Below are 17715 nucleotides of genomic sequence, written 5' to 3'. Positions count from 1 at the left end.
CGGTGAGCGGGAAGGGAATAACTCGAAGATCGAGCGTTTAAAGATCGAGCACGAGCAGCGGCGATGCCGCGCGCGAGCAGCACGGCGTAAAGAGCGTGTTCGCGGCTTGCTGTTCGGCGCTCAGGCACCAGTCGCGATGCTCGGGCGTGCCCGCGAGCACGCGCGTCGCGCACGAGCCGCACACGCCCTCGCCGCACGAGACCGGCACGTAGACGCCCGCCGCGCCGAGCGCGTCGCAGACGCTCTGTTCCGCCGCGACGTGAATACGTTTGCCGCTCGACGCGAGTTCGACTTCAAAAGCCGTATCGGGCGCGCGATCGGCCTGCGCAGCGGCATTCGGCGACGGCGCGGCAAAGCGCTCGCAATGCAGGTGATCCTCGGGCCAGCCGAGCGCGCGCGCCGTGTCGAGCACCGCGTCGATCATCGCGAACGGCCCGCAGACGTAGAGATGGCGGCCCGGTTCGAACGCGCCCACGACATCGGCGAAACCCGCGCCGCGTCCGATGTGTTGCGTCACGCGTGCGGCCCACGGCATGCGGGAGAGCGCATCCGCGAAAGGCTGGCGCTCGGGCGCGGACGCATAGGCGTGCAGCGCGAAATCCTGCGCCGCCGAATGCAAGGCCCAGGCCATCGAGAGCATCGGCGTGAGGCCGATGCCGCCCGCGATCAGCAGCGCGCGCGCCGTGCCAGGCACGAGCGGAAACAGATTGCGCGGACCGCGCGCGTCGAGCGTGTCGCCGACTTTCACCTGCTCGCAGAGATAGCGCGAGCCGCCGCGTCCTTCGGCTTCGCGCTGCACGGCGATGCGCCAGCGCTCGGGCGCGCGCGGATCGCCGCACAGCGAATACTGGCGCGCCACGCCGCCGCAATCGATTTCGATATGCGCGCCCGCCTCGAAACCCGGCAGCGGCAGATAATCGGCGGCTTCGAGATCGAACGCGACGATGTCCTGCGCGATGTCCTCGCGCGCCGCCACGCGCAGGCTCAGGCGCATGTCGAGGTGCGCGGCCGAAGCGTCGTGCAGATTCATACCGCCTCCAGCGCGGGCACCGGTTCGCCGAGCATGAAGCTCAGCATGCTCAGCGAGCCGTGTTCGAGAAAGTTCGTTTCGAGCCGCACCGGATCGTCGGCATGACGCGCGCCCAGCGCATAGAGCAGCGGCCAGTAATGATCGGGCGACGGCACCGAGCGTTCAGCCATCGCGCCCTGCTCCATGAAGCGGATCGCGTCTTCGGGTCGATTGGCGACGATCGCATCGGCGATGTAATCGTTGAACGATTGCGCCCAGTCGTAGGCGCTGTCGCGCGCGCGCCAGTCCATCGCGCCGAGGTTGTGCACGACGTTGCCGCTCGCCGCGATCAGCACGCCTTCGTCGCGCAGCGGACGCAGCGCGCGGCCCAGTTCGTAATGCGCGCGCGCGTCGCGGGTCCGATCGAGGCCGAGTTGCACGACGGGGATATCGGCGTTCGGATAGGCCTTCAGCAGCACCGACCAGGTGCCGTGATCGAAGCCCCAGGTCTGGTCGAGCGTGACGGGCTCCGGCGCGAGCAGTTCGGCGATGCGCCGCGCCAGCGCGGGGTCGCCGGGCGCGGGATAACGCTGCGCGAACAGCGCCGCCGGAAACGCGCCGAAATCGTGGATCGTGCGCGGCGCGTCCATCGCCGTCACGGCCACGCCGCGCGGCAGCCAGTGCGCGGAAATCATCAGGATCGCGCGCGGCTTCGCGGCTGCCGCGCCAAGCGCGGCCCAGGCGCGCGTGGCGCGATTGTCGTCGAGGGCGTTCATCGGGCTGCCGTGGCCGAAAAAGATCACGGGCATGCGCGGGGAGGACGGAGTCGAGGTCATGAGTCGATGGCGGTGAGAGTCGAGCACGGAGCGCTCAGGTCGGCGTGCGGAGCCGCCGCGATGAGGCTGCGCGTATAGGGATGCTGCGGATCGCTGAGCACGTTTTCGGTCGGGCCCGCTTCGACCACTACGCCGCGCTGCATCACCAGCACGCGCGAGCAGAGGTAGCGCACCACGGCGAGATCGTGCGAGATCAGCAGCAGCGCGATCTTGTGCGACTCGCGCAGCGCGAGCAGCAGTTCCATGATCTGCGCCTGCACGGACACGTCGAGGCCCGAGACGATTTCATCGGCGACCAGCAGGCGCGGCACTTCGCACAGCGCGCGCGCGATATTCACGCGCTGGCGCTGGCCGCCCGACAGTTGCGACGGAAAGCGCGCCGCGTGTTCGGGCGCGAGGCCGACTTCGTCGAGCAGATCGAGCGCGCGGCGCGCGCGGTCCACGTGCAGATGCGTGCGGTTTTCCATCGGCTGCGTGACGATGCTCGCGAGGCGGCGGCGCGGATTGAGCGCGGCGCGCGCGTCCTGGAAGATCATCTGGATCGCGTCGATGCGCTTCGCCCACATGGCGCGGCTCGCGTCGAGCGGCACGCCGTCGAGCACCACCGATCCCGCGCTCGGCGTCTCAAGCCCCATCACGAGGCGGCCGAGCGTGCTCTTGCCGCTGCCGCTCTCGCCCACCACGCCGACGAACTCGCCCGCCGCAATCTCCAGATCGAGCGGCTGCAACGCGGCCACGGGCGTCTTCGCGCCGCCGCGCGCGGCGTAGTGCTTGGTCACGCCACGCAGCGCGAGAAAGGGCGCGGCGTTCATCGCGGTTTGCGGCGGCAGCGGTGCGCGCGCGGGCGCGTCGGGCAAGGCATCGGCGTGAACGCAGCGTGCGGCGCGGGGTACCGAATCCGTCGAGATGGCGCTCAGCGTCTGTTCGGGCGGCGGCGCGCTCGTGCAAATGTCGCTCGCATGCGCACAACGCGCGGCGAATCGGCAGCCCGCCAGCGCCGCCATTTCCTCGAAGCCCGGCATATGGCCGTCGAGCGGCACCACGCGCACGCGCTCGCCCTTGAGCGGCGGATTCGCGCGCAGCAGCGCCTGCGTGTACGGATGACGCGGCGCGCCCACCACGTCGCGCACGCCGCCGCGCTCGACCAGATCGCCCGCGTAGAGCACGGCGACCTCATCGCAGGCGTGCAGCGCGAGGCCGATGTCGTGCGTGACGAACAGCACGCTCGTGCCGCGTCGCCGCTGCATCTCGCGCATCAGCTCGACCGCATGGCGCTGCGTGGTCACGTCGAGCGCCGTGGTGGCTTCGTCGGAGATCACGAGGTCGGGATTGCTCGCGAACGCCATCGCGATGCACACGCGCTGGCACATGCCGCCCGAGAGTTCGAACGGATAGCGCGCGAGCAGCGCCTCGGGATCGGGCAGCAATACTTCGGCGAGCGCGTCGATGCTGCGCTGGCGGCGTTCTTTCGCGCACACGCCGAGCCGCGCCAGATGCAGCGCGAACTGACGCCCGATCGAGAGCGTCGGATCGAGCGCGCTCATCGGCTCCTGCGGAATGAAGGCGATGCGCTTGCCGAGCAGCGTGCGCTGCTGCGCGTCGCTCGCGGCGAGCAGATCGATGCCCGCGAAATTCAGCCGCCGCGCGTTCAGCGCGAAGCCGCGCGGCAGGCTGCGCGCGAGCACGCGGCCGAGCATGCTCTTGCCCGCGCCCGATTCGCCGACGAGGCCGAGCGTGCGTCCGCGCGCCAGCGTCAGCGTGATGTCGCGCAGCAAGGCCACGCCGTTGCGCTCGACGTTGAGCGCGTCGATCGTCAACAGCGGCGCGTCGCTCGAAGCCGACGAAGCCGAAGCCGAAGCCACGCCAGCGGGCGCGCCTTGCGCATGCGCGTGCAGGGAACGAAACAGCGCGATCATGACGCGGACTCCGTGCGCTCGATGAGCCGCGAATCGGTGGTGCGGCGCAGCCCTTCGCCGAGGAAGGTCGTCGCCACCACGGTCAGCACCATGCAGGCGATCGGCAGGATCAAGCCCCAGGGCGCGGCGAACACATTGGCGAGACCATCGGAAATCATGCCGCCCCAGCCGGGATTCGCGGCATTGCCGGTCAGGCCGATAAACGAGAGACTGCATTCCGCGACGATGGCGATGCCCACTTCGAGACTCATCAGCGTGATGAGCGCGGGCAGCACGCCCGGCAGCACATCGCGCACGACGATGCCGAGCGGGCTCGCCCCGGCGATGCGCGCGGCGGCCACGTAATCGCGGCGTCGGATCACGACGATCTCCGCGCGCAGCACGCGGCAAAAGCGCGTCCAGTCGACGAAAATCAGCGCGATGATGACGTTGGTCTCGCTCGGCGACAGCGCCACGACCAGCACGAGCGCGAGCACCACGGCGGGAAACGACATCCACACCTCCACGACGCGCAGCACGAACCAGTCGACCTTGCCGCCGCACCAGCCCGCGAGCAGCGCGAGCGCGCCGCCCACCAGCGCGGTGCCGAGCGGCGCGATGCCGCCCACCAGCACGGCAATGCGTGTGCCGTAGAGCGCGAGGCTCAGCACGTCGCGGCCGAGCGAATCGGTGCCGAACCAGTGCTCGCGCATGCCGCCGGGCATCCACGCGGGCGGCAGCAAGGTATTGAGCAGATCCTGATCGTCGGGGTGAAACGGCGCGATCAGCGGCGCGGCGACGGCGGCGAACACGATCGCGCACAGCACGAACGCGCCGAACAACACGCGCGGCTCGTGCAGCACGCGGCGCAGCGTCGTGCGCCAGGACGGCGCGGCGTTCGGATGTGCGGTCGACAGATCGGCCGCGGCATGGGGAGGAAGCGGCGTACTCATTGAATCCTCAGGCGCGGGTTGAGCAGGACTTCGAGCGCGTCGGCGGCGGCGTTCGCGCACTGCACGACCACGGCGTAGATCAGCGCGAGCGCTTCGATCACGGGCAGATCGCGCGAGCCGATGGCGTTGATCATCAGCGCGCCGATGCCGGGCAGACCGAACACTTTTTCGATCAGCAGCGTGCCGCCGATCAGCAGACTCGCCTGCATCGCAAGCAGGTTGAGCGTGGGCAGCGCGGCGTTGCGCCAGCCGTGGCGGCGCAGGATCTGCGCTTCGCTCAGGCCGCGCAGACGCGCCGCGTGCACGTATTCCTCGGCCCACGTGTCGAGCAGGCTCGAACGCAGGATGCGCATGAGCGGCGGCGCGATGCCGAGCGCGAGCGCGACGCACGGCAGCACGAGATGCAGCAGCGCGTTGCCGAAGGCGGCGAATTGCCCGTCGATCAGCGTGTCGATCAGCAGAAAGCCCGTGTGGCGCGCGACGATGTAGACGTTGTCGATCGGACCGAGAAACGGCAGCCAGCGCAGCGCGATGCCGAACAGCAGCACGAACAGAATGCCCCAGAGAAAATCGGGCACCGCCATCGCCACGCCGTTGACGAGTTCGCACAGCCGCTCCGCGAAAGTGCCGCGCCGGCTGAACGCGTAGAGCGCGCTGCCCACGCCCGCGCTCACGCCAAGCAGCAGGCCGAGCGCGAGCAGTTGCAGCGTCGTGGGCAGCGCGGCGCCGATCAGCGCGGCCACGGGCTGGCCGTTCTGCATCGAGCGTCCGAAGTCGCCGTGCAGCATGCCGCCGAGCCAATGCAGATACTGCACGGCAATCGGCTGATCGAGGCCAAGCTGATGGCGCATCGCCGCGACCTGTTCGAGCGTCGCGTTGGCGGGCAGCAGCATCGCCGCCGGATCGGCGTGCAGGAGACGCAGCGTGGCGAAGATCACCACCGAGACGGCGGCCAGAATCGCGGCGCGTCGGATCAGCCGCGTTATGAAACGCCAGGCGAAGCGGGCCGCCGCGCTTTGTGTTGCGGCGTGATTGGTTATCGGCGTGCCGATCTGCGTCTGCATTGGCGTCTCCATCTGCACGTCCTCCGCTCAGGCGACCGTCACGGCGATATCGGCGAGCTTGCTTTGCGCGATGCTCGTCGCCGCTGCCGTCGTTTCCGCCGTCTCGCTCAAACGCGCATACGCGGTCTGATAACGCGGCACGAGCCACGCGTTCAGTTCCTGCTGCGCGCGCTCCTGCCACGAATAGCGCCCGCGCACGGCGTAACGCGATTGCAGACCGACCTGCACCATCTCATCGACATGCAGATCCTGCGCGATGATGTCCGAGACCGCGCTCATGCTCATCTCCACGCGCTTCTCGAACAGCGGGTCCTTCATCGCGCCGGGCGCATAGAGCACGCCCTGATCGAGATGATGCGTGCCCGCCGAATCCGCGCGCAGGATCATGTAGATCACGCTGTCGCACGAGAGCACGAGCGAGAGCGTCGGCGGCAGATTCGCGAACGCCATGCGATGGCGCTCCTCGTCGGTGAGCTTCGGGAAGATCGGGAACAGCGCCTTCTGCGTGGGGTTGAACGCAGCGTCGGGATGCAGCGTGCCGTTGAACCGGTAATAACCGGCCGTGTCCTTCGGCAGATCGGTCGGGAAGGTGGCGAGCGCGCTCGGCACGAAATCGTGCAGCGGGCCGTGATGCAGACGGTTCGCGTGATAGCCGTCGTTGTTGTTCTCGAACATCACCTTCCAGTTCCACGGAAAGTGGAACGGCTTCTCCGGGCGCGGGCCTTCGGCGTTGGCGAGATCGAAGTGCGCGAGCACGGCGTCGAGCGCGGCGAGGCGCGGCGCGAGCGGCGGCGCGTCGTGATCGAAGTTGATGAAGATAAAGCCCTGCCAGCATTCGACCTGCATGGTCGGCAGACAGAAGTCCTTCTTCTCGAAGCCCTCGGTTTCGTCCATCGCGGGCGCGGCGATCAATTCGCCGTCGAGCGAATACGCCCAGTGGTGATACGGGCACAGCAGCGCGCGCGCATTGCCGAATCCTTCGGCGACGACCATCGCGCGATGCTGGCACACCGACGACATCGCCTTGATCTCGCGGCGCGCATTGCGCGTGATGACGAGCGGCTCGCCGACGATCGACGTGGTGAAGTAATCGCCGGGCTGCTTGAGCCATTCCTCGCGGCCCACGCAGAGCCATTCGTGGTTGAACAGCGCCTCTTTCTCGAACTCGAAGAATTCGGCGTCGGTGTAGCAGTCGGGCGGCAAGGTTTCCGCCTGGCTCACGGGCACGGCGGAGCGGTCGAGCGCGGCGAAGAACGCTGCGTCGTACTTCGGATTCAGGGATCGGTTCTTCATCGGTGGTTCTCTGCGATAAGCGTTTAACTGCGCGTTTGAGCCGCGCGGCGGACTCAGGCGCTCCAGTAGTCGGGCAGCATCCAGCCGCTCAGGAACGGCGTGTACTGCACGCCCTTGCGATACGAGGCGGTCGCGATGCCCTGCATCAGCGGCAGCGCGTAACCCTCGCCGACCGCCCAGCGGTGAAACGCCTTGTAGCCCTCGATGCGCTTCGTTTCGTCGAGTTCGACGAGCAGCGGATCGAGACGCGGCGAGACATCGGCGCTGCGCCACACGGAAAAGCCGGTCTTCGGATTCAGGTACGAGCCCGCCGAGAGTTCCGGGTCGCCGCTGCCGTTCTGCCAGAGCCACAGCGTCGGGCCGGGCAGCGTGCCCGCGACGGCCTGCGAGAAGAACTGCGCGGGCTCGATCGGGCTCAGATCGGCTTCGATGCCGACCTTCTTCCACATCTGCTGGATCGCGCGCGCCACGTCGTAATCGCTCGGATAGACGCCGTTGGTGGCGAGAAACTTCACGCGCACCGGCTTGGCCGCCGAATAGCCGCTCTGCGCGAGCAGCTGCTTCGACTGCGCCGGGTCGTAGGCGAACGTGAAGCCCGGATCGAACGCGGGCGTGCCGGGCGCGGCGGGCGTGGACATCGGCACCGGCACGTTGTTGAAGAACGCGCGCACGAGCGCCTGCTTGTCGATGGCGTGATGCATCGCGAGGCGCACGTTGCGGTCGGCCGTCGGCCCGCCGTTGACCATGTGGACGATGTACGAGTCGATCGTCGGCGTGATCTTGCTCTCGTGCGTGCCGCCCTGCGCGAGCCGCAGCGCTTCGCGCAGCGGCAGCATGCCGGAGACGTCGGCCTGCGAGGCCTGCACCGCCGCCACGCGCGCGGTCGGATCCTTGACGACCTGGAACACCACGTCGCGGATCTTCGGCGCGCCGCGCCAGTGCTTGTCGAACGCGGCGAGCGTCATGCGCGAATCGCGCTCGTAGTTCACGAGCCGGTACGGCCCGGAACCGACCGGCTTCGCGACGAAGCCTTGCGCGCCCACTTTCTCGAAGTACTTGCGCGGCAGCAGATAGCTGCCCATGTAGCCGAGGAACGCGGGCGCGGTGACCATCGGCGCCTTGAAGTGCATGACGGCGCGCGTGGGCGACGGCGTTTCGATGCCTTCGAGCGCCCACCAGATGCCGCCGACCTGCAGCGACTTGTCGGCCTGGAGTCGGTCGAACAGCGTGAACTTGAAGTCGTCGGAGGTGAGCTTGTCGCCGTTGTGGAACAGCACGTCGGGGCGGAAATCGAGTTCGAGCGCCTTGCCCGAGGCGTCTTTCCAGCGCCAGGCCGTCACCACGCCGGGACGCAGCACGCCCTTTTCGTCGATGTCGATGGCCGCGTCGAACACGCTGCGATAGATCGAAATGGGATTCGGGGCCACGCGCACGAGCGGGTCCCACGACGGCACGTCGGTCGGAAACGCGATGGTGAGCGGCGCGGCCGCCGACGCCGCGCCGCTGGCCGTCAGCGCGCCCAGTCCCGCGAGGCCGGTCAGGCCGCCGAGCGTGCCCGCGCCCGGCGCGGCGAGTCCGGCCAGGCTGCCGCCGAGCATCTGGATGAAGTTTCTGCGAGTGGTCATGGGGAAGTCCTTGTTATGCAGCGCCGCGCCGGCCTTCGTAGGCTTGAGTGAGCGTTCGTCGGCTTCACGGCATGGCTACAGGTTAAAAGGGCAAAAACGGCGCGTCTTGTCGCTGCGCGCACGCGGACCTGACTACGGCGACCGCGTGCGCGCCGGGCGCATCAGAACTGGTGAATCATCGCGATGCGCGAGGTGATCTGCGTATTGGTGCTCGACGGCAGCGAGTAGAAGCCCGCGCCCTGGTTCGCGTAGACGCCGGGCTGCGCGTGCAGATACGAAACATTCACGTAGAAGCTCGTGCGCTTGCTGAGGTAGTACTGCGCGCCGATGGTCGGCTGGTGCCAGTGGGTGTGATCCCACGTCGTGTACTGATAGCCGCCGAGAATCGCGATCTGCGGGCGCAGGAAGTACATCGCGCCCACTTCGTAGACGTTCATCGTGTCGCTCTCCGAACCCTTGCGCAGATTCGTCGAGGTGAAGTTGGCCGAGAGCGTGAGCTGGTTGATCGTGTAGCTCGCGCCGATGCCGAATTCCGACTGCCGATCGACCTCGAACGGCGTCGTGTAGTAGAGATCGTTGATGCTGCCGTCGGCGTTGCGCGTGGCCACGGTCTGGCCGAGGAAGCTCGTCACGCCGAACTGCGCGAACGGATAGATATCGACGTTGTAGAGCCGCTCGTAGATCGCGGCCGCGCTGAAGCCGCCGTGCTTGTAGCCCGCGCCCACGCTCCACGCGCTGTCCTCGTTGAAGTTGCCGGCCACGTTGCCGAAGCTCCACATGCCGCCAAAGCTGAAGCCGTCGATGTCCGGGCTCTGGTACTTCACGGAGTTCGGCAACTGCACGGCCGAGATGCGGTCGATGTCGCCCATGTGGCCCGCGTACACGCTCGCATAGCCGTTCAGATTGAACGGCGTGATGTAGTCGGCGATGAAGTCGTACTGATTACCCATCGTCAAGGTGCCGTAAGGGCTCGAAAGACCCACGAAGGCCTGTCGCCCGAACAGCGCGCCGTTGTTGCGCAACTCGCCCGTGCCGAGCGTGAAGCCGTTTTCCAGCGTGAAGATCGCCTTCAGCCCGCCGCCCAGATCCTCCGAGCCTTTCAGGCCGAAGCGGCTGCCGAAATTCGCGCCGTCCTGGAACTCGAACAGGCGTCCGCCGCCCTGGTTGTTGATGTAGGTGAGGCCCGCGTCGATGAGACCGTAGAGCGTGACCGAGCTTTGCGCATGCGCACCCCCGAAGGCGGCCATCAATAGCGCGCCCAGCAGATATTTCTTCATAGCGTGATCCTGGGTAGTGGAGAAACGTACTTGTCGAAAACCGAACCGCCGCCGCTCGCCTCTGTGCGGCCCGAGTCAGCACGCTCAACGCTATCCAGGCAATTTCCAGGATTCTTGACCCAATGCGCGTGGCAATTTGTTTAATACTCCGTCAAAAATCCCGCCGTTCCGCCGTCAAAAATCGGGCGCGCCGCATCAAGTCGCGGCGCGCGTGGGGACAAGCCCGCGCCGGGCTGGCTGTCTAAGCTTGTGCGCGCAACCTGTCCCCCAACGAAGGAGATCGACACCGTGCCTCAGCGAACCCCAGGACTCACCCTCATCACCGGCGCAAGTTCCGGCATCGGCGCCGCGACGGCGCGTCTGCTCGCGAGCCGCGGCTATCCGCTGCTGCTGCTCGCGCGGCGTCTCGACCGGCTCGAAGCGCTCGACCTGCCCAACACGCTCTGCCGCGAAGCCGATGTCACCGATCGCGCCGCGCTGCTCGCCGCCGTGGCCGAAGCCGAAGCGCGCTTCGGTCCGGTCGAATCGCTCGTCAACAATGCGGGCGTGATGCTGCTCGGCACCGTCGCCGAACAGGATCCTGAAGAATGGGACCGCATGCTCGATGTGAACGTGAAGGGCGTGCTCAACGGCATCCACGCGGTCGTCAAGGGCATGGTCGAGCGGCGGCGCGGCACGATCGTCAACGTGAGTTCGACGTCGGGGCGCAAGACCTATCCGTCGCACGTCGCGTATGTGGGCACGAAACACGCGGTGCACGCGCTCTCCGAAAATCTGCGCGAGGAACTGGCGCCGCACAACGTGCGCGTGACGCTGATCGCGCCGGGCGCGTGCCACACCGAATTGCAGTCGGTCACGACCAACGAGGCCATCAAGCAAGGTTTCGAGGAATGGAAGGCGTCGATCGGCGGCGTGATCTTGCAACCCGAGGAAGTCGCGGAGTCGATCCGCTTCGCGCTGGAGATGCCGCAGCACGTGTGCATCCGCGAGCTGATGCTGGCGTCGACGAATCAGCCGGTATGACGCGCGCGCGCCCACGGCATCCACGCGTCCGGCGCCTGCGCGGCGCGGGCCTCACGGCGCTGCTCGCCGCGCTCGCGATGATCGGCCCGTTCGCCACCGACAGTTATCTGCCCGCGTTGCCGCACGTGGCGCGCGCGTTCGGTGTCGGCGACGAAAGCGCGCAAATGACGTTGAGCGCCTATTTAATGGGCTATGCGGCGATGACGCTGCTCTACGGCACGCTCTCCGATGCGTTCGGACGTCGCCCGGTGATCGTCGGCGGGCTGGCGATCTTCACGCTCGCCTCGGCGGGCGCGGCCGCTTCGCCCAGCTTCGGCGCGCTGCTCGCGTGGCGCGTCTTGCAGGGACTCTCGGCGGGCGCGGGCATCGTGGTGGGCCAGGCGATCGTGCGCGACCGCTTTCGCGGCGCGGCGGTGCAGCGCATGCTGTCGAACATCATGATGGTGTTCGCGCTCGCGCCCGCCGCCGCGCCCGTGGTGGGCGGGCAGCTCGACGCGCACTGGGGCTGGCGCTCGATCTTCGCGCTGCTCGCGCTGTTCGCGGCGGCGCTGCTCGCGGCCTGCCTGCGCTGGCTGCCCGAGAGCCTCGCGCCCGAGCATCGCCAGCCGTGGCGGCCGCGCGCGCTCGCGCGCCATTACGCGTCGGCGCTGCGCCACCGGCGCTTCGTGCTGGGGATCGTCGCGAACGGCTGCGCGTTCGGCGGCTTCGCGCTCTATATCTCGTGCGCCGCGAACTTCGTGATGCACGTGCTGCACCGGCCCGCCACGGCGTTCGCGTGGCTGTTCGTGCCGATGATCGCCGGCGTGATGCTGGGCTCGGCCGCCAGCGCCCGGCTCGCCACGCGCGCGGGCGCGGCGGCGAGCGTGCGCGTGGGACTCGGCACGGCCTGGCTCGCCGCGCTGATCAATCTCGCAAGCAACGCGCACGGCGCCGCCGCGCTGCCGTGGGCCGTCGTGCCGATCGGCGTCTACGCCTTCGGCATGGGCATCGCCATGCCCGGCATGTCGGCGATCACGCAGGCGCATCTGCCTCACGCGCGCGGGCTCGCGGCGTCGCTGCAAAGCTTCGTGCAGATGGCCTTGTTCGCGTGCATCGCCGCCGCCGCGCCGCACTTCGTGTTCGACAGCGCGTGGCGCATGGCGCTCGCGCACGCAGGCGCCGTCACGCTCGGCGCGCTGTGCTGGTGGCGCGCCGTCGCGCCCGCCAGCATGGCTGCCGCTACACCCGCTGTCACATCTGCCGCGACACCCGCCATCGCGCCCGACCCGCGCGGACATCAAGCCGCCATACGCCCGCAGACAAGATCGCGGCCGGAAATTTGACCATGATACGGTGGTGATCGCCGATCACCTCCCCACGCCACTCTCCATCGACACCGACATGACGACCTCCGCAATGCTGTCTCCCGTGACCGGCCCCGCCGCCTGGCGAGGTGACGAGCTTCTCACCCTGCAAAACTGGATCTATCACCTGAGCGAAGCGCAGATTGCGGAGCTTGAAGCGCTCGGCCGCCGCTTCGTCGAAGACGATCCCGATCTGCGTTTCGTGAAGGCCGCCGATTATCCCGTCGATGCCTGCGCGGACGCCGTCGACGCCTGGTGCCAGGACGTGGACGATGGCCGCGGCTTCGTGCTCGTGCGCGGCCTGCGCACGCATCTGTATTCGGACGCGCTCTCGGCGGCGATCTACTACATTCTCGGCCTGCACATGGGCGACCCGATCCGCCAGAACGAACTCGGCGATCTGCTCGATCACGTCTACGCCACCTCCGACAAAACGCTCGACGATCCCGAAGCGCTTTCCTCGAAGATTCGCGACGTGCTGCCGTTCCATTCCGATAGCTCCGACGTGGTCGCGCTGATGTGCCTGCGCCCATCGCTCGAAGGCGGCGCGTCGTGCCTCGTCTCGGGCGCGCAGATCTACAACGAAATTCTCAAGCGCCGCCCCGACCTCGCGCCGCTGCTGCTCGAACCGTTTCATTGGGACTGGCGGCGTCAGGATCACAACGCGCCTGCGAACACCTATGTTTCGCCGATCGTGAGTCTCGCCGAGGGCACGTTCAGCATGTACGCGGGCTCGCTCTATATCTTCACGGCTCAGGATTACCCCGAGGTGCCGCGCCTCACGCCGGAGCAGATCGAAGTGCTCAATCTGTTCGAAGCGATCACCTACGAGCCGGGCATGTCGCTCGCGATGGATTTCCGTCCCGGCGACATTCAATGGCTGTCGAATTACGCGGCGCTGCATTCGCGCACGCGCTTCACCGATTTCGCAGAACCGCAGCGCCGCCGCCATTTGCTGCGGCTGTGGCTGCGCCGCAGTTCGCCGCGTTCGCTGATTCCGGGCTTCGGCAAGAATGGCGTCGTGCAGGAGCGTTATCAGCCGCGCGATCAGACGAGCGGCGACGCGCGCGGTAATTTCCGTATTGCTGTGGCGGCGGTGCCGCGTCTTGAGGTTTGAGGCGCGGGGTGGGTGAGCGGGTGAGCGGGAGACGGGCGTCATCCGCGCCCGGTAAAACGCCACTTGTGCTGGCGTTGCGGCCGTAGCTGTTGATGTTATCGTTGCCGCCATGACTGAAGAACGCAAAAACCAACGGCAACTCCAGAAGGAAGCGACCCGGCAGCGCATCCTTTCCGTGGCGCTCGAATCGTTCGTTTCGCGCGGCTACGTGGCCACCACCATCGATGATATTGCCGCCGCCGCGAACACCACCCGCGTCACCTTCTATTCTCACTTCGAGTCGCGCCGCGAATTGATGCGCGCCTTGATCCACGACCTCAACGGCATCCTCGAACGGCTCGACGCACCCGGCGGCAGCTCCACGGCCAGTTCGCTGGTGGCGGCGGTGCGCGAAGGCTCGCGCGAAAAGCTGGGCGGCTGGCTGCGCGAGCAGTCGGCGCGCTGGCCGACGATCAAGCCTTATCTTCTCGCGGTCACCGAAGCGGCCGCGGTCGATGCCGAAATGCGCTTGCTGATGCGCGGCTGGATCGAAGAAGTCGTGGCCGACATCTGCGAAGGGCTCGATGCAGCCAACCGCTACGAACCGGGCACGCGGCATTTTCGCGGCGAACTAGCCTATGTCGCGCTCGAACAGACCGCGCTCTCCTGGATGCGCGGCGAGCTGGATTTGAAAGCCGAACCGGCGCTCGACGTATTGAGCGAATTGTGGTGGAAGATGCTGGGCGCACCATGATTCAGGGATTACCCTGTTATGGTATCCATTGGGTTTACACATTATAAAGTGAAATTAAAAATACAGGCCTTACTCCACTACGAGAAGCAGGCCTGTGACTCCCATTCCCCATTCAGGCATCGACCTTTGGGCCGACGAGGTCCTCGTTGACCCCTACCCCGTGTATCGCGCGCTGCGCGAACTCGGCGACGTCGTCTATCTGACGCACTCGAAGCTCTACGCCCTCACGGGCTACGACGTCATCAAGCACGCGCTGGCCGACCCGGCGCGGTTCTCCTCCGCTCAGGGCGTCGGCTTCAACGACGACGTCAACCGCGCCTTGCAGGGCACCTCGCTCGCGTCCGATCCGCCCGTGCATACGCAGTTGCGCGCGGTGCTGTCGGAAAACCTCACGCCACGCGCGCTGCGCGGTCTGGGCGAGCAGATCAAGGCCAATGCGCAGGCATTGGTGGCGCGCCTGGTCAAGCAGCCGTCCTTCGACGCAATCGACGACATCGCCCGCCGCTTTCCGATCGGCGTCGTCGCCGACCTTGTGGGTTTCCAGGGCGAAGCGCGGACGAACATGCTCCGCTGGGGACAAGCCGCGATGGAAGTCATCGGGCCGATGAACCCGCGTACCGCCGAACATTTCCCCATCGCGGGCGAACTCTACGGCTACTGCTCGCAGATCACCCAGGACGCGCTCGCTGCGGGCTCGGTCGGCTGGGGCGTCTTCGAGGCGGAGCGCAAAGGCGTGGTTCCCGAAGGCACCGCGCGCCACATCATCCACCAGTATCTCGGCGCGGGTCTCGACACGACGCTCGCCGCGATCGGCAACACGGTCGCGCTCTTTGGGCGCTTCCCTGACGCGTTCGCGAAGGTACGCGCCGATCTCTCGCTCGTGCCCGCCGCGTTCAACGAGGTGCTGCGCTACTACTCGCCCGTTCATGTGTGGAGCCGCGTGACGACGCAAGACGTGGAGATCGGCGGCGTGACGATTCCGGGCGGCTCGCGCGTGGCGCTCATGCTGGGCGCGGGCAACCACGACCCGCGCCATTACGCGAACCCTGAAGTCTTCGATGTGGCGCGCAACCCGATCGACCACCTCTCCTTCGGCTATGGCCCGCACGGTTGCGCGGGCCAAGGCCTCGCGCGCATGGAAGGCGCGGCGATCATCGAAGCGCTGGCCACACAGATCAAGTCGTTCCGCATTGGCGAAGTCGCGCGTGTCCCGAGCAATGTCACGGTGTCGTTCAACACCGTTCCCGTCCTGGAACTGGAGACCGTATGAACAAGCTGATTCTCGATCGTCCGCGTTGCGAAGGTCATGGCCTCTGCGAAGAGGTGGCCGCGCAGCTTCTGCATATCGACGATGAGGGCTATGCCGCCATCGACGTCGACGAGATCAACGACGCGAACCTCGCGGCGGCTCAGGCTGCGGCACGCGTCTGCCCGGTGGCCGCGCTCAGGCTCGTCGAGATCAAGTCGACGTAATGGACAGGGTGAACCTCATGAGCACGCATCGGAACGCCCCACGCGAGATCGTGGTGGTAGGCAACGGCATCGCGGGCCTGACCGCTTGCGACACGCTGCGCGCCGAAGGATTCGATGGCCGGATCACGGTCATCGGCGACGAACCGGTCGCGCCGTACAGCCGCCCCGCCCTGTCCAAGGCCTTGCTGCGCGATGGCGACGATCTGAGCTCGCACTTGCTGCCTGAAGCGACGCACGGCGCGCACGAACGGCGCGGCGTCGCGGCGGTCGGTCTCGATGTCGATCGGCAACGCGTGCGGCTCGCGGATGGCGACGAGGTGCCGTACGACGCGCTGGTGATCGCCACGGGCACGCGCGCGCGGCGACTCGGGCCGGATGGCGGCAGCGACGAATACACCGTCCGCACGCTCGCTGATGCACTGGCGCTGCGGGCACGGCTCGCGTCACGACCGTCCGTCGTGGTGGTGGGCGGCGGCCCGCTCGGCATGGAGATCGCGTCCGGCGCGGTCGGGGCCGGCTGCGCGACGACACTCGTCGCGAAAGGGATACCGCTCGCGGCGCAGCTCGGCGCGTGGCTCGCGACGCCGTTCCACGATGCGGCGCGCGCGCAGGGACTCACGATCGTGACGACGGGCGCGGCGGAGGTGGTCACGCGCGACGGCGCCTCGGTGGTGGCGCTGGGCGACGGCACGGTGATCGGAGCGGAGGTGATCGTCACCGCCATCGGCGACGCGCCCAATGTCGAGTGGCTCGCCACGAGCGGGCTGCTCACCAGCGGCGCGCTCGTGGTCGACAGGCGCGGTCTCGTCCGCCCGACTATCGCGGCGGCTGGCGATGTCGCGGCCTTCCCGCACGCGGGGCGCGTCGCCCGTGTGCCGCTGTGGACCAGCGCCATCGATCAGGCGAAGGTGAGCGCCGCCGCGCTGCTCAAGTCCGACGCGCCGGAACTGGCGTTTCAGCAGTACTTCTGGACGGAGGCGTTCGGTCTCTCGCTCAAGGCGATCGGACCGACGCCGGTCGTCGGCGAGCCGGAGATCGTGGAGGGCACCGGCAGGCAAGGTGTGCTCCGCTGGCGGCAGCCGGATGGCTCGGCGACCGCTGCCGCGCTCGACTATCGCCTCCCGATCCCGAAGCTGCGCCGTCTGACCGCGCACAGCGTCTAACCAGGCGGAGCAGTCGTCGCTGACGTCGCTAACGTCGCTGACGTCGCTGACGTCGCTAACGTCGCTAACGTTCGAGGTTCAGGTTGACATCACTTTGGCATAACAATATTATTGGTACACACCTGTACCAATAAACTCACATGCAACAGACCATCGACCGCATTTCGACTGTTCCCCTGTATAGCCAGATCAAGCAGATCCTGATCAGCGAGCTACAGGGCGCGGGCAACGCCACCGCGCCGGCCTTGACGGAAGCCAGCCTGATGAAGCGGTTTCACGTGAGCCGGGCGCCGATTCGTCAGGCGCTCAAGGAACTGGTCGACGAGGGCTACGTGGTGCGCCAGCGCGCCAAGGGCACCTTTCCCGTACACGGCGTCAATGTCCGCCTGCCTCCGGCGCTGGAACTCGGCGGCCTGACCCGTTACCTCACCGAGCAAGGGCTCACGCCCACCTCGCGGGTGACCGGCCTTCGGCGCGTCGAGGCGCCCGAGGGGGTGCGGGAGGCGCTCGGGCTCGATGCGGCCGAGAAACTGCTCTATCTCCAGCGCGTCATTTCGGTCAAGGGCGCGCCGCTGGTCTGGGCGTGCACCTACCTGTGCACGCCGCCCGACTTTGCGCCGTCAGTCGAGGAACTCGAGCGCGTCGGCACCGTGTTCGCGCTGATCGAGCAGGCGCTCGGCGTGGTGTACACGCGCGGCGAGCAGCATATCTGGGCGTCGGGCGCCAGCGAGGAAGAGGCGCAAGCGCTCGAAGTCGATGTGGGCGCGCCCGTCCTCGTCGCCGAGACCACGCTCTTTAGCAGTGACGGGCAGCCGGGCGGCTGGCGCCGCGCCGTGCATCGCGCCGAAGACTTCAAGTACGCGTTCGGCCTGAGTCGTTAGCAGGTTTTTTTTGCCCCGAACTTTGTCATA

16 protein-coding genes are annotated in these 17715 nt (G+C 67.4%); 8 read left to right on the top strand and 8 right to left on the bottom strand.

From position 1 onward, the window contains the following. Positions 1 to 37 precede the first annotated feature (37 nt). The 8 genes from LDO54_RS22300 to LDO54_RS22265 all read right to left on the bottom strand — a co-directional run bounded on the left by LDO54_RS22300 (position 38) and on the right by LDO54_RS22265 (position 9952). Positions 38 to 1030, bottom strand: a complete 993-nt coding sequence (locus LDO54_RS22300) for a PDR/VanB family oxidoreductase (RefSeq protein ID WP_224012832.1) — start codon at positions 1028 to 1030, stop codon at positions 38 to 40. After that, a complete protein-coding gene (gene ygiD / locus LDO54_RS22295) occupies positions 1027 to 1845 on the bottom strand; it encodes a 4,5-DOPA dioxygenase extradiol (RefSeq protein WP_224012831.1) in 819 nt (272 codons plus the stop codon). The genes LDO54_RS22300 and ygiD overlap by 4 nt, the downstream gene beginning before the upstream one ends. Continuing rightward, entirely contained in the window at positions 1842 to 3761 is a 1920-nt protein-coding gene (locus LDO54_RS22290) for an ABC transporter ATP-binding protein (RefSeq protein WP_224012830.1), read from the bottom strand. The genes ygiD and LDO54_RS22290 overlap by 4 nt, the downstream gene beginning before the upstream one ends. Next, positions 3758 to 4693 carry an ABC transporter permease gene (locus LDO54_RS22285; protein WP_224012829.1) on the bottom strand — a complete coding sequence of 312 codons (936 nt, stop codon included), beginning with the start codon at positions 4691 to 4693 and terminating at the stop codon, positions 3758 to 3760. The genes LDO54_RS22290 and LDO54_RS22285 overlap by 4 nt, the downstream gene beginning before the upstream one ends. Next, positions 4690 to 5769: an ABC transporter permease gene (locus LDO54_RS22280; protein WP_224012828.1), complete on the bottom strand. Its 1080-nt coding sequence runs from the start codon at positions 5767 to 5769 to the stop codon at positions 4690 to 4692. The genes LDO54_RS22285 and LDO54_RS22280 overlap by 4 nt, the downstream gene beginning before the upstream one ends. Before the next feature lie 15 nt (positions 5770 to 5784). After that, entirely contained in the window at positions 5785 to 7050 is a 1266-nt protein-coding gene (locus LDO54_RS22275) for an aromatic ring-hydroxylating oxygenase subunit alpha (protein WP_224012827.1), read from the bottom strand. A gap of 53 nt (positions 7051 to 7103) precedes the next feature. Beyond that, the gene (locus LDO54_RS22270; RefSeq protein ID WP_224012826.1) at positions 7104 to 8675 is read right to left on the bottom strand and encodes an ABC transporter substrate-binding protein; all 1572 of its coding nucleotides are present in this window, start codon (positions 8673 to 8675) and stop codon (positions 7104 to 7106) included. Between the two features lie 161 nt (positions 8676 to 8836). Further along, positions 8837 to 9952, bottom strand: a complete 1116-nt coding sequence (locus tag LDO54_RS22265; RefSeq protein WP_224012825.1) for a porin — start codon at positions 9950 to 9952, stop codon at positions 8837 to 8839. Positions 9953 to 10240: 288 nt separating this feature from the next. Here LDO54_RS22265 and LDO54_RS22260 point away from each other — a divergent pair, with 288 nt between their 5' ends. The 8 genes from LDO54_RS22260 to LDO54_RS22225 all read left to right on the top strand — a co-directional run bounded on the left by LDO54_RS22260 (position 10241) and on the right by LDO54_RS22225 (position 17685). Continuing rightward, positions 10241 to 10975, top strand: coding sequence for an SDR family oxidoreductase (locus tag LDO54_RS22260; RefSeq protein WP_224012824.1), 735 nt, complete (start codon positions 10241 to 10243; stop codon positions 10973 to 10975). Continuing rightward, positions 10972 to 12297 carry a multidrug effflux MFS transporter gene (locus tag LDO54_RS22255; RefSeq protein WP_224012823.1) on the top strand — a complete coding sequence of 442 codons (1326 nt, stop codon included), beginning with the start codon at positions 10972 to 10974 and terminating at the stop codon, positions 12295 to 12297. Before LDO54_RS22260 ends, LDO54_RS22255 begins: the two co-directional genes overlap by 4 nt. Positions 12298 to 12355: 58 nt before the next feature. Beyond that, a complete protein-coding gene (locus tag LDO54_RS22250; RefSeq protein WP_224012822.1) occupies positions 12356 to 13435 on the top strand; it encodes a TauD/TfdA family dioxygenase in 1080 nt (359 codons plus the stop codon). Positions 13436 to 13544: 109 nt separating this feature from the next. Beyond that, positions 13545 to 14168, top strand: coding sequence for a TetR/AcrR family transcriptional regulator (locus tag LDO54_RS22245; RefSeq protein WP_224012821.1), 624 nt, complete (start codon positions 13545 to 13547; stop codon positions 14166 to 14168). 94 nt (positions 14169 to 14262) lie between these two features. Next, positions 14263 to 15438, top strand: a complete 1176-nt coding sequence (locus LDO54_RS22240; protein ID WP_224012820.1) for a cytochrome P450 — start codon at positions 14263 to 14265, stop codon at positions 15436 to 15438. Continuing rightward, a complete protein-coding gene (locus tag LDO54_RS22235; RefSeq protein ID WP_224012819.1) occupies positions 15435 to 15641 on the top strand; it encodes a ferredoxin in 207 nt (68 codons plus the stop codon). The genes LDO54_RS22240 and LDO54_RS22235 overlap by 4 nt, the downstream gene beginning before the upstream one ends. 17 nt (positions 15642 to 15658) lie before the next feature. After that, the gene (locus LDO54_RS22230; protein ID WP_224012818.1) at positions 15659 to 16804 is read left to right on the top strand and encodes an NAD(P)/FAD-dependent oxidoreductase; all 1146 of its coding nucleotides are present in this window, start codon (positions 15659 to 15661) and stop codon (positions 16802 to 16804) included. Positions 16805 to 16944: 140 nt separating this feature from the next. After that, on the top strand, positions 16945 to 17685 hold the full coding sequence (locus tag LDO54_RS22225) for a GntR family transcriptional regulator (RefSeq protein ID WP_224012817.1): 741 nt from the start codon (positions 16945 to 16947) through the stop codon (positions 17683 to 17685). The last annotated feature ends 30 nt before the right edge of the window (positions 17686 to 17715 follow it).

The organism is Paraburkholderia tropica (genome assembly GCF_914484835.1).
GTDB lineage: Bacteria > Pseudomonadota > Gammaproteobacteria > Burkholderiales > Burkholderiaceae > Paraburkholderia > Paraburkholderia tropica_A.
Note: the sequence above shows the minus strand (reverse complement) of the source record. Positions and strands in the feature narration are given on the sequence as shown.

Coding starts and splice junctions, on each gene's coding strand:
- LDO54_RS22280 (WP_224012828.1), bottom strand. CDS start 5,769: ATGGAGACGCCAATGCAGACGCAGATCGGCACGCCGATAACCAATCAC.
- LDO54_RS22270 (WP_224012826.1), bottom strand. CDS start 8,675: ATGACCACTCGCAGAAACTTCATCCAGATGCTCGGCGGCAGCCTGGCC.
- LDO54_RS22255 (WP_224012823.1), top strand. CDS start 10,972: ATGACGCGCGCGCGCCCACGGCATCCACGCGTCCGGCGCCTGCGCGGC.
- LDO54_RS22225 (WP_224012817.1), top strand. CDS start 16,945: ATGCAACAGACCATCGACCGCATTTCGACTGTTCCCCTGTATAGCCAG.
- LDO54_RS22250 (WP_224012822.1), top strand. CDS start 12,356: ATGACGACCTCCGCAATGCTGTCTCCCGTGACCGGCCCCGCCGCCTGG.
- LDO54_RS22235 (WP_224012819.1), top strand. CDS start 15,435: ATGAACAAGCTGATTCTCGATCGTCCGCGTTGCGAAGGTCATGGCCTC.
- LDO54_RS22245 (WP_224012821.1), top strand. CDS start 13,545: ATGACTGAAGAACGCAAAAACCAACGGCAACTCCAGAAGGAAGCGACC.
- LDO54_RS22290 (WP_224012830.1), bottom strand. CDS start 3,761: ATGATCGCGCTGTTTCGTTCCCTGCACGCGCATGCGCAAGGCGCGCCC.
- LDO54_RS22275 (WP_224012827.1), bottom strand. CDS start 7,050: ATGAAGAACCGATCCCTGAATCCGAAGTACGACGCAGCGTTCTTCGCC.
- LDO54_RS22300 (WP_224012832.1), bottom strand. CDS start 1,030: ATGAATCTGCACGACGCTTCGGCCGCGCACCTCGACATGCGCCTGAGC.
- LDO54_RS22285 (WP_224012829.1), bottom strand. CDS start 4,693: ATGAGTACGCCGCTTCCTCCCCATGCCGCGGCCGATCTGTCGACCGCA.
- LDO54_RS22230 (WP_224012818.1), top strand. CDS start 15,659: ATGAGCACGCATCGGAACGCCCCACGCGAGATCGTGGTGGTAGGCAAC.
- ygiD (WP_224012831.1), bottom strand. CDS start 1,845: ATGACCTCGACTCCGTCCTCCCCGCGCATGCCCGTGATCTTTTTCGGC.
- LDO54_RS22265 (WP_224012825.1), bottom strand. CDS start 9,952: ATGAAGAAATATCTGCTGGGCGCGCTATTGATGGCCGCCTTCGGGGGT.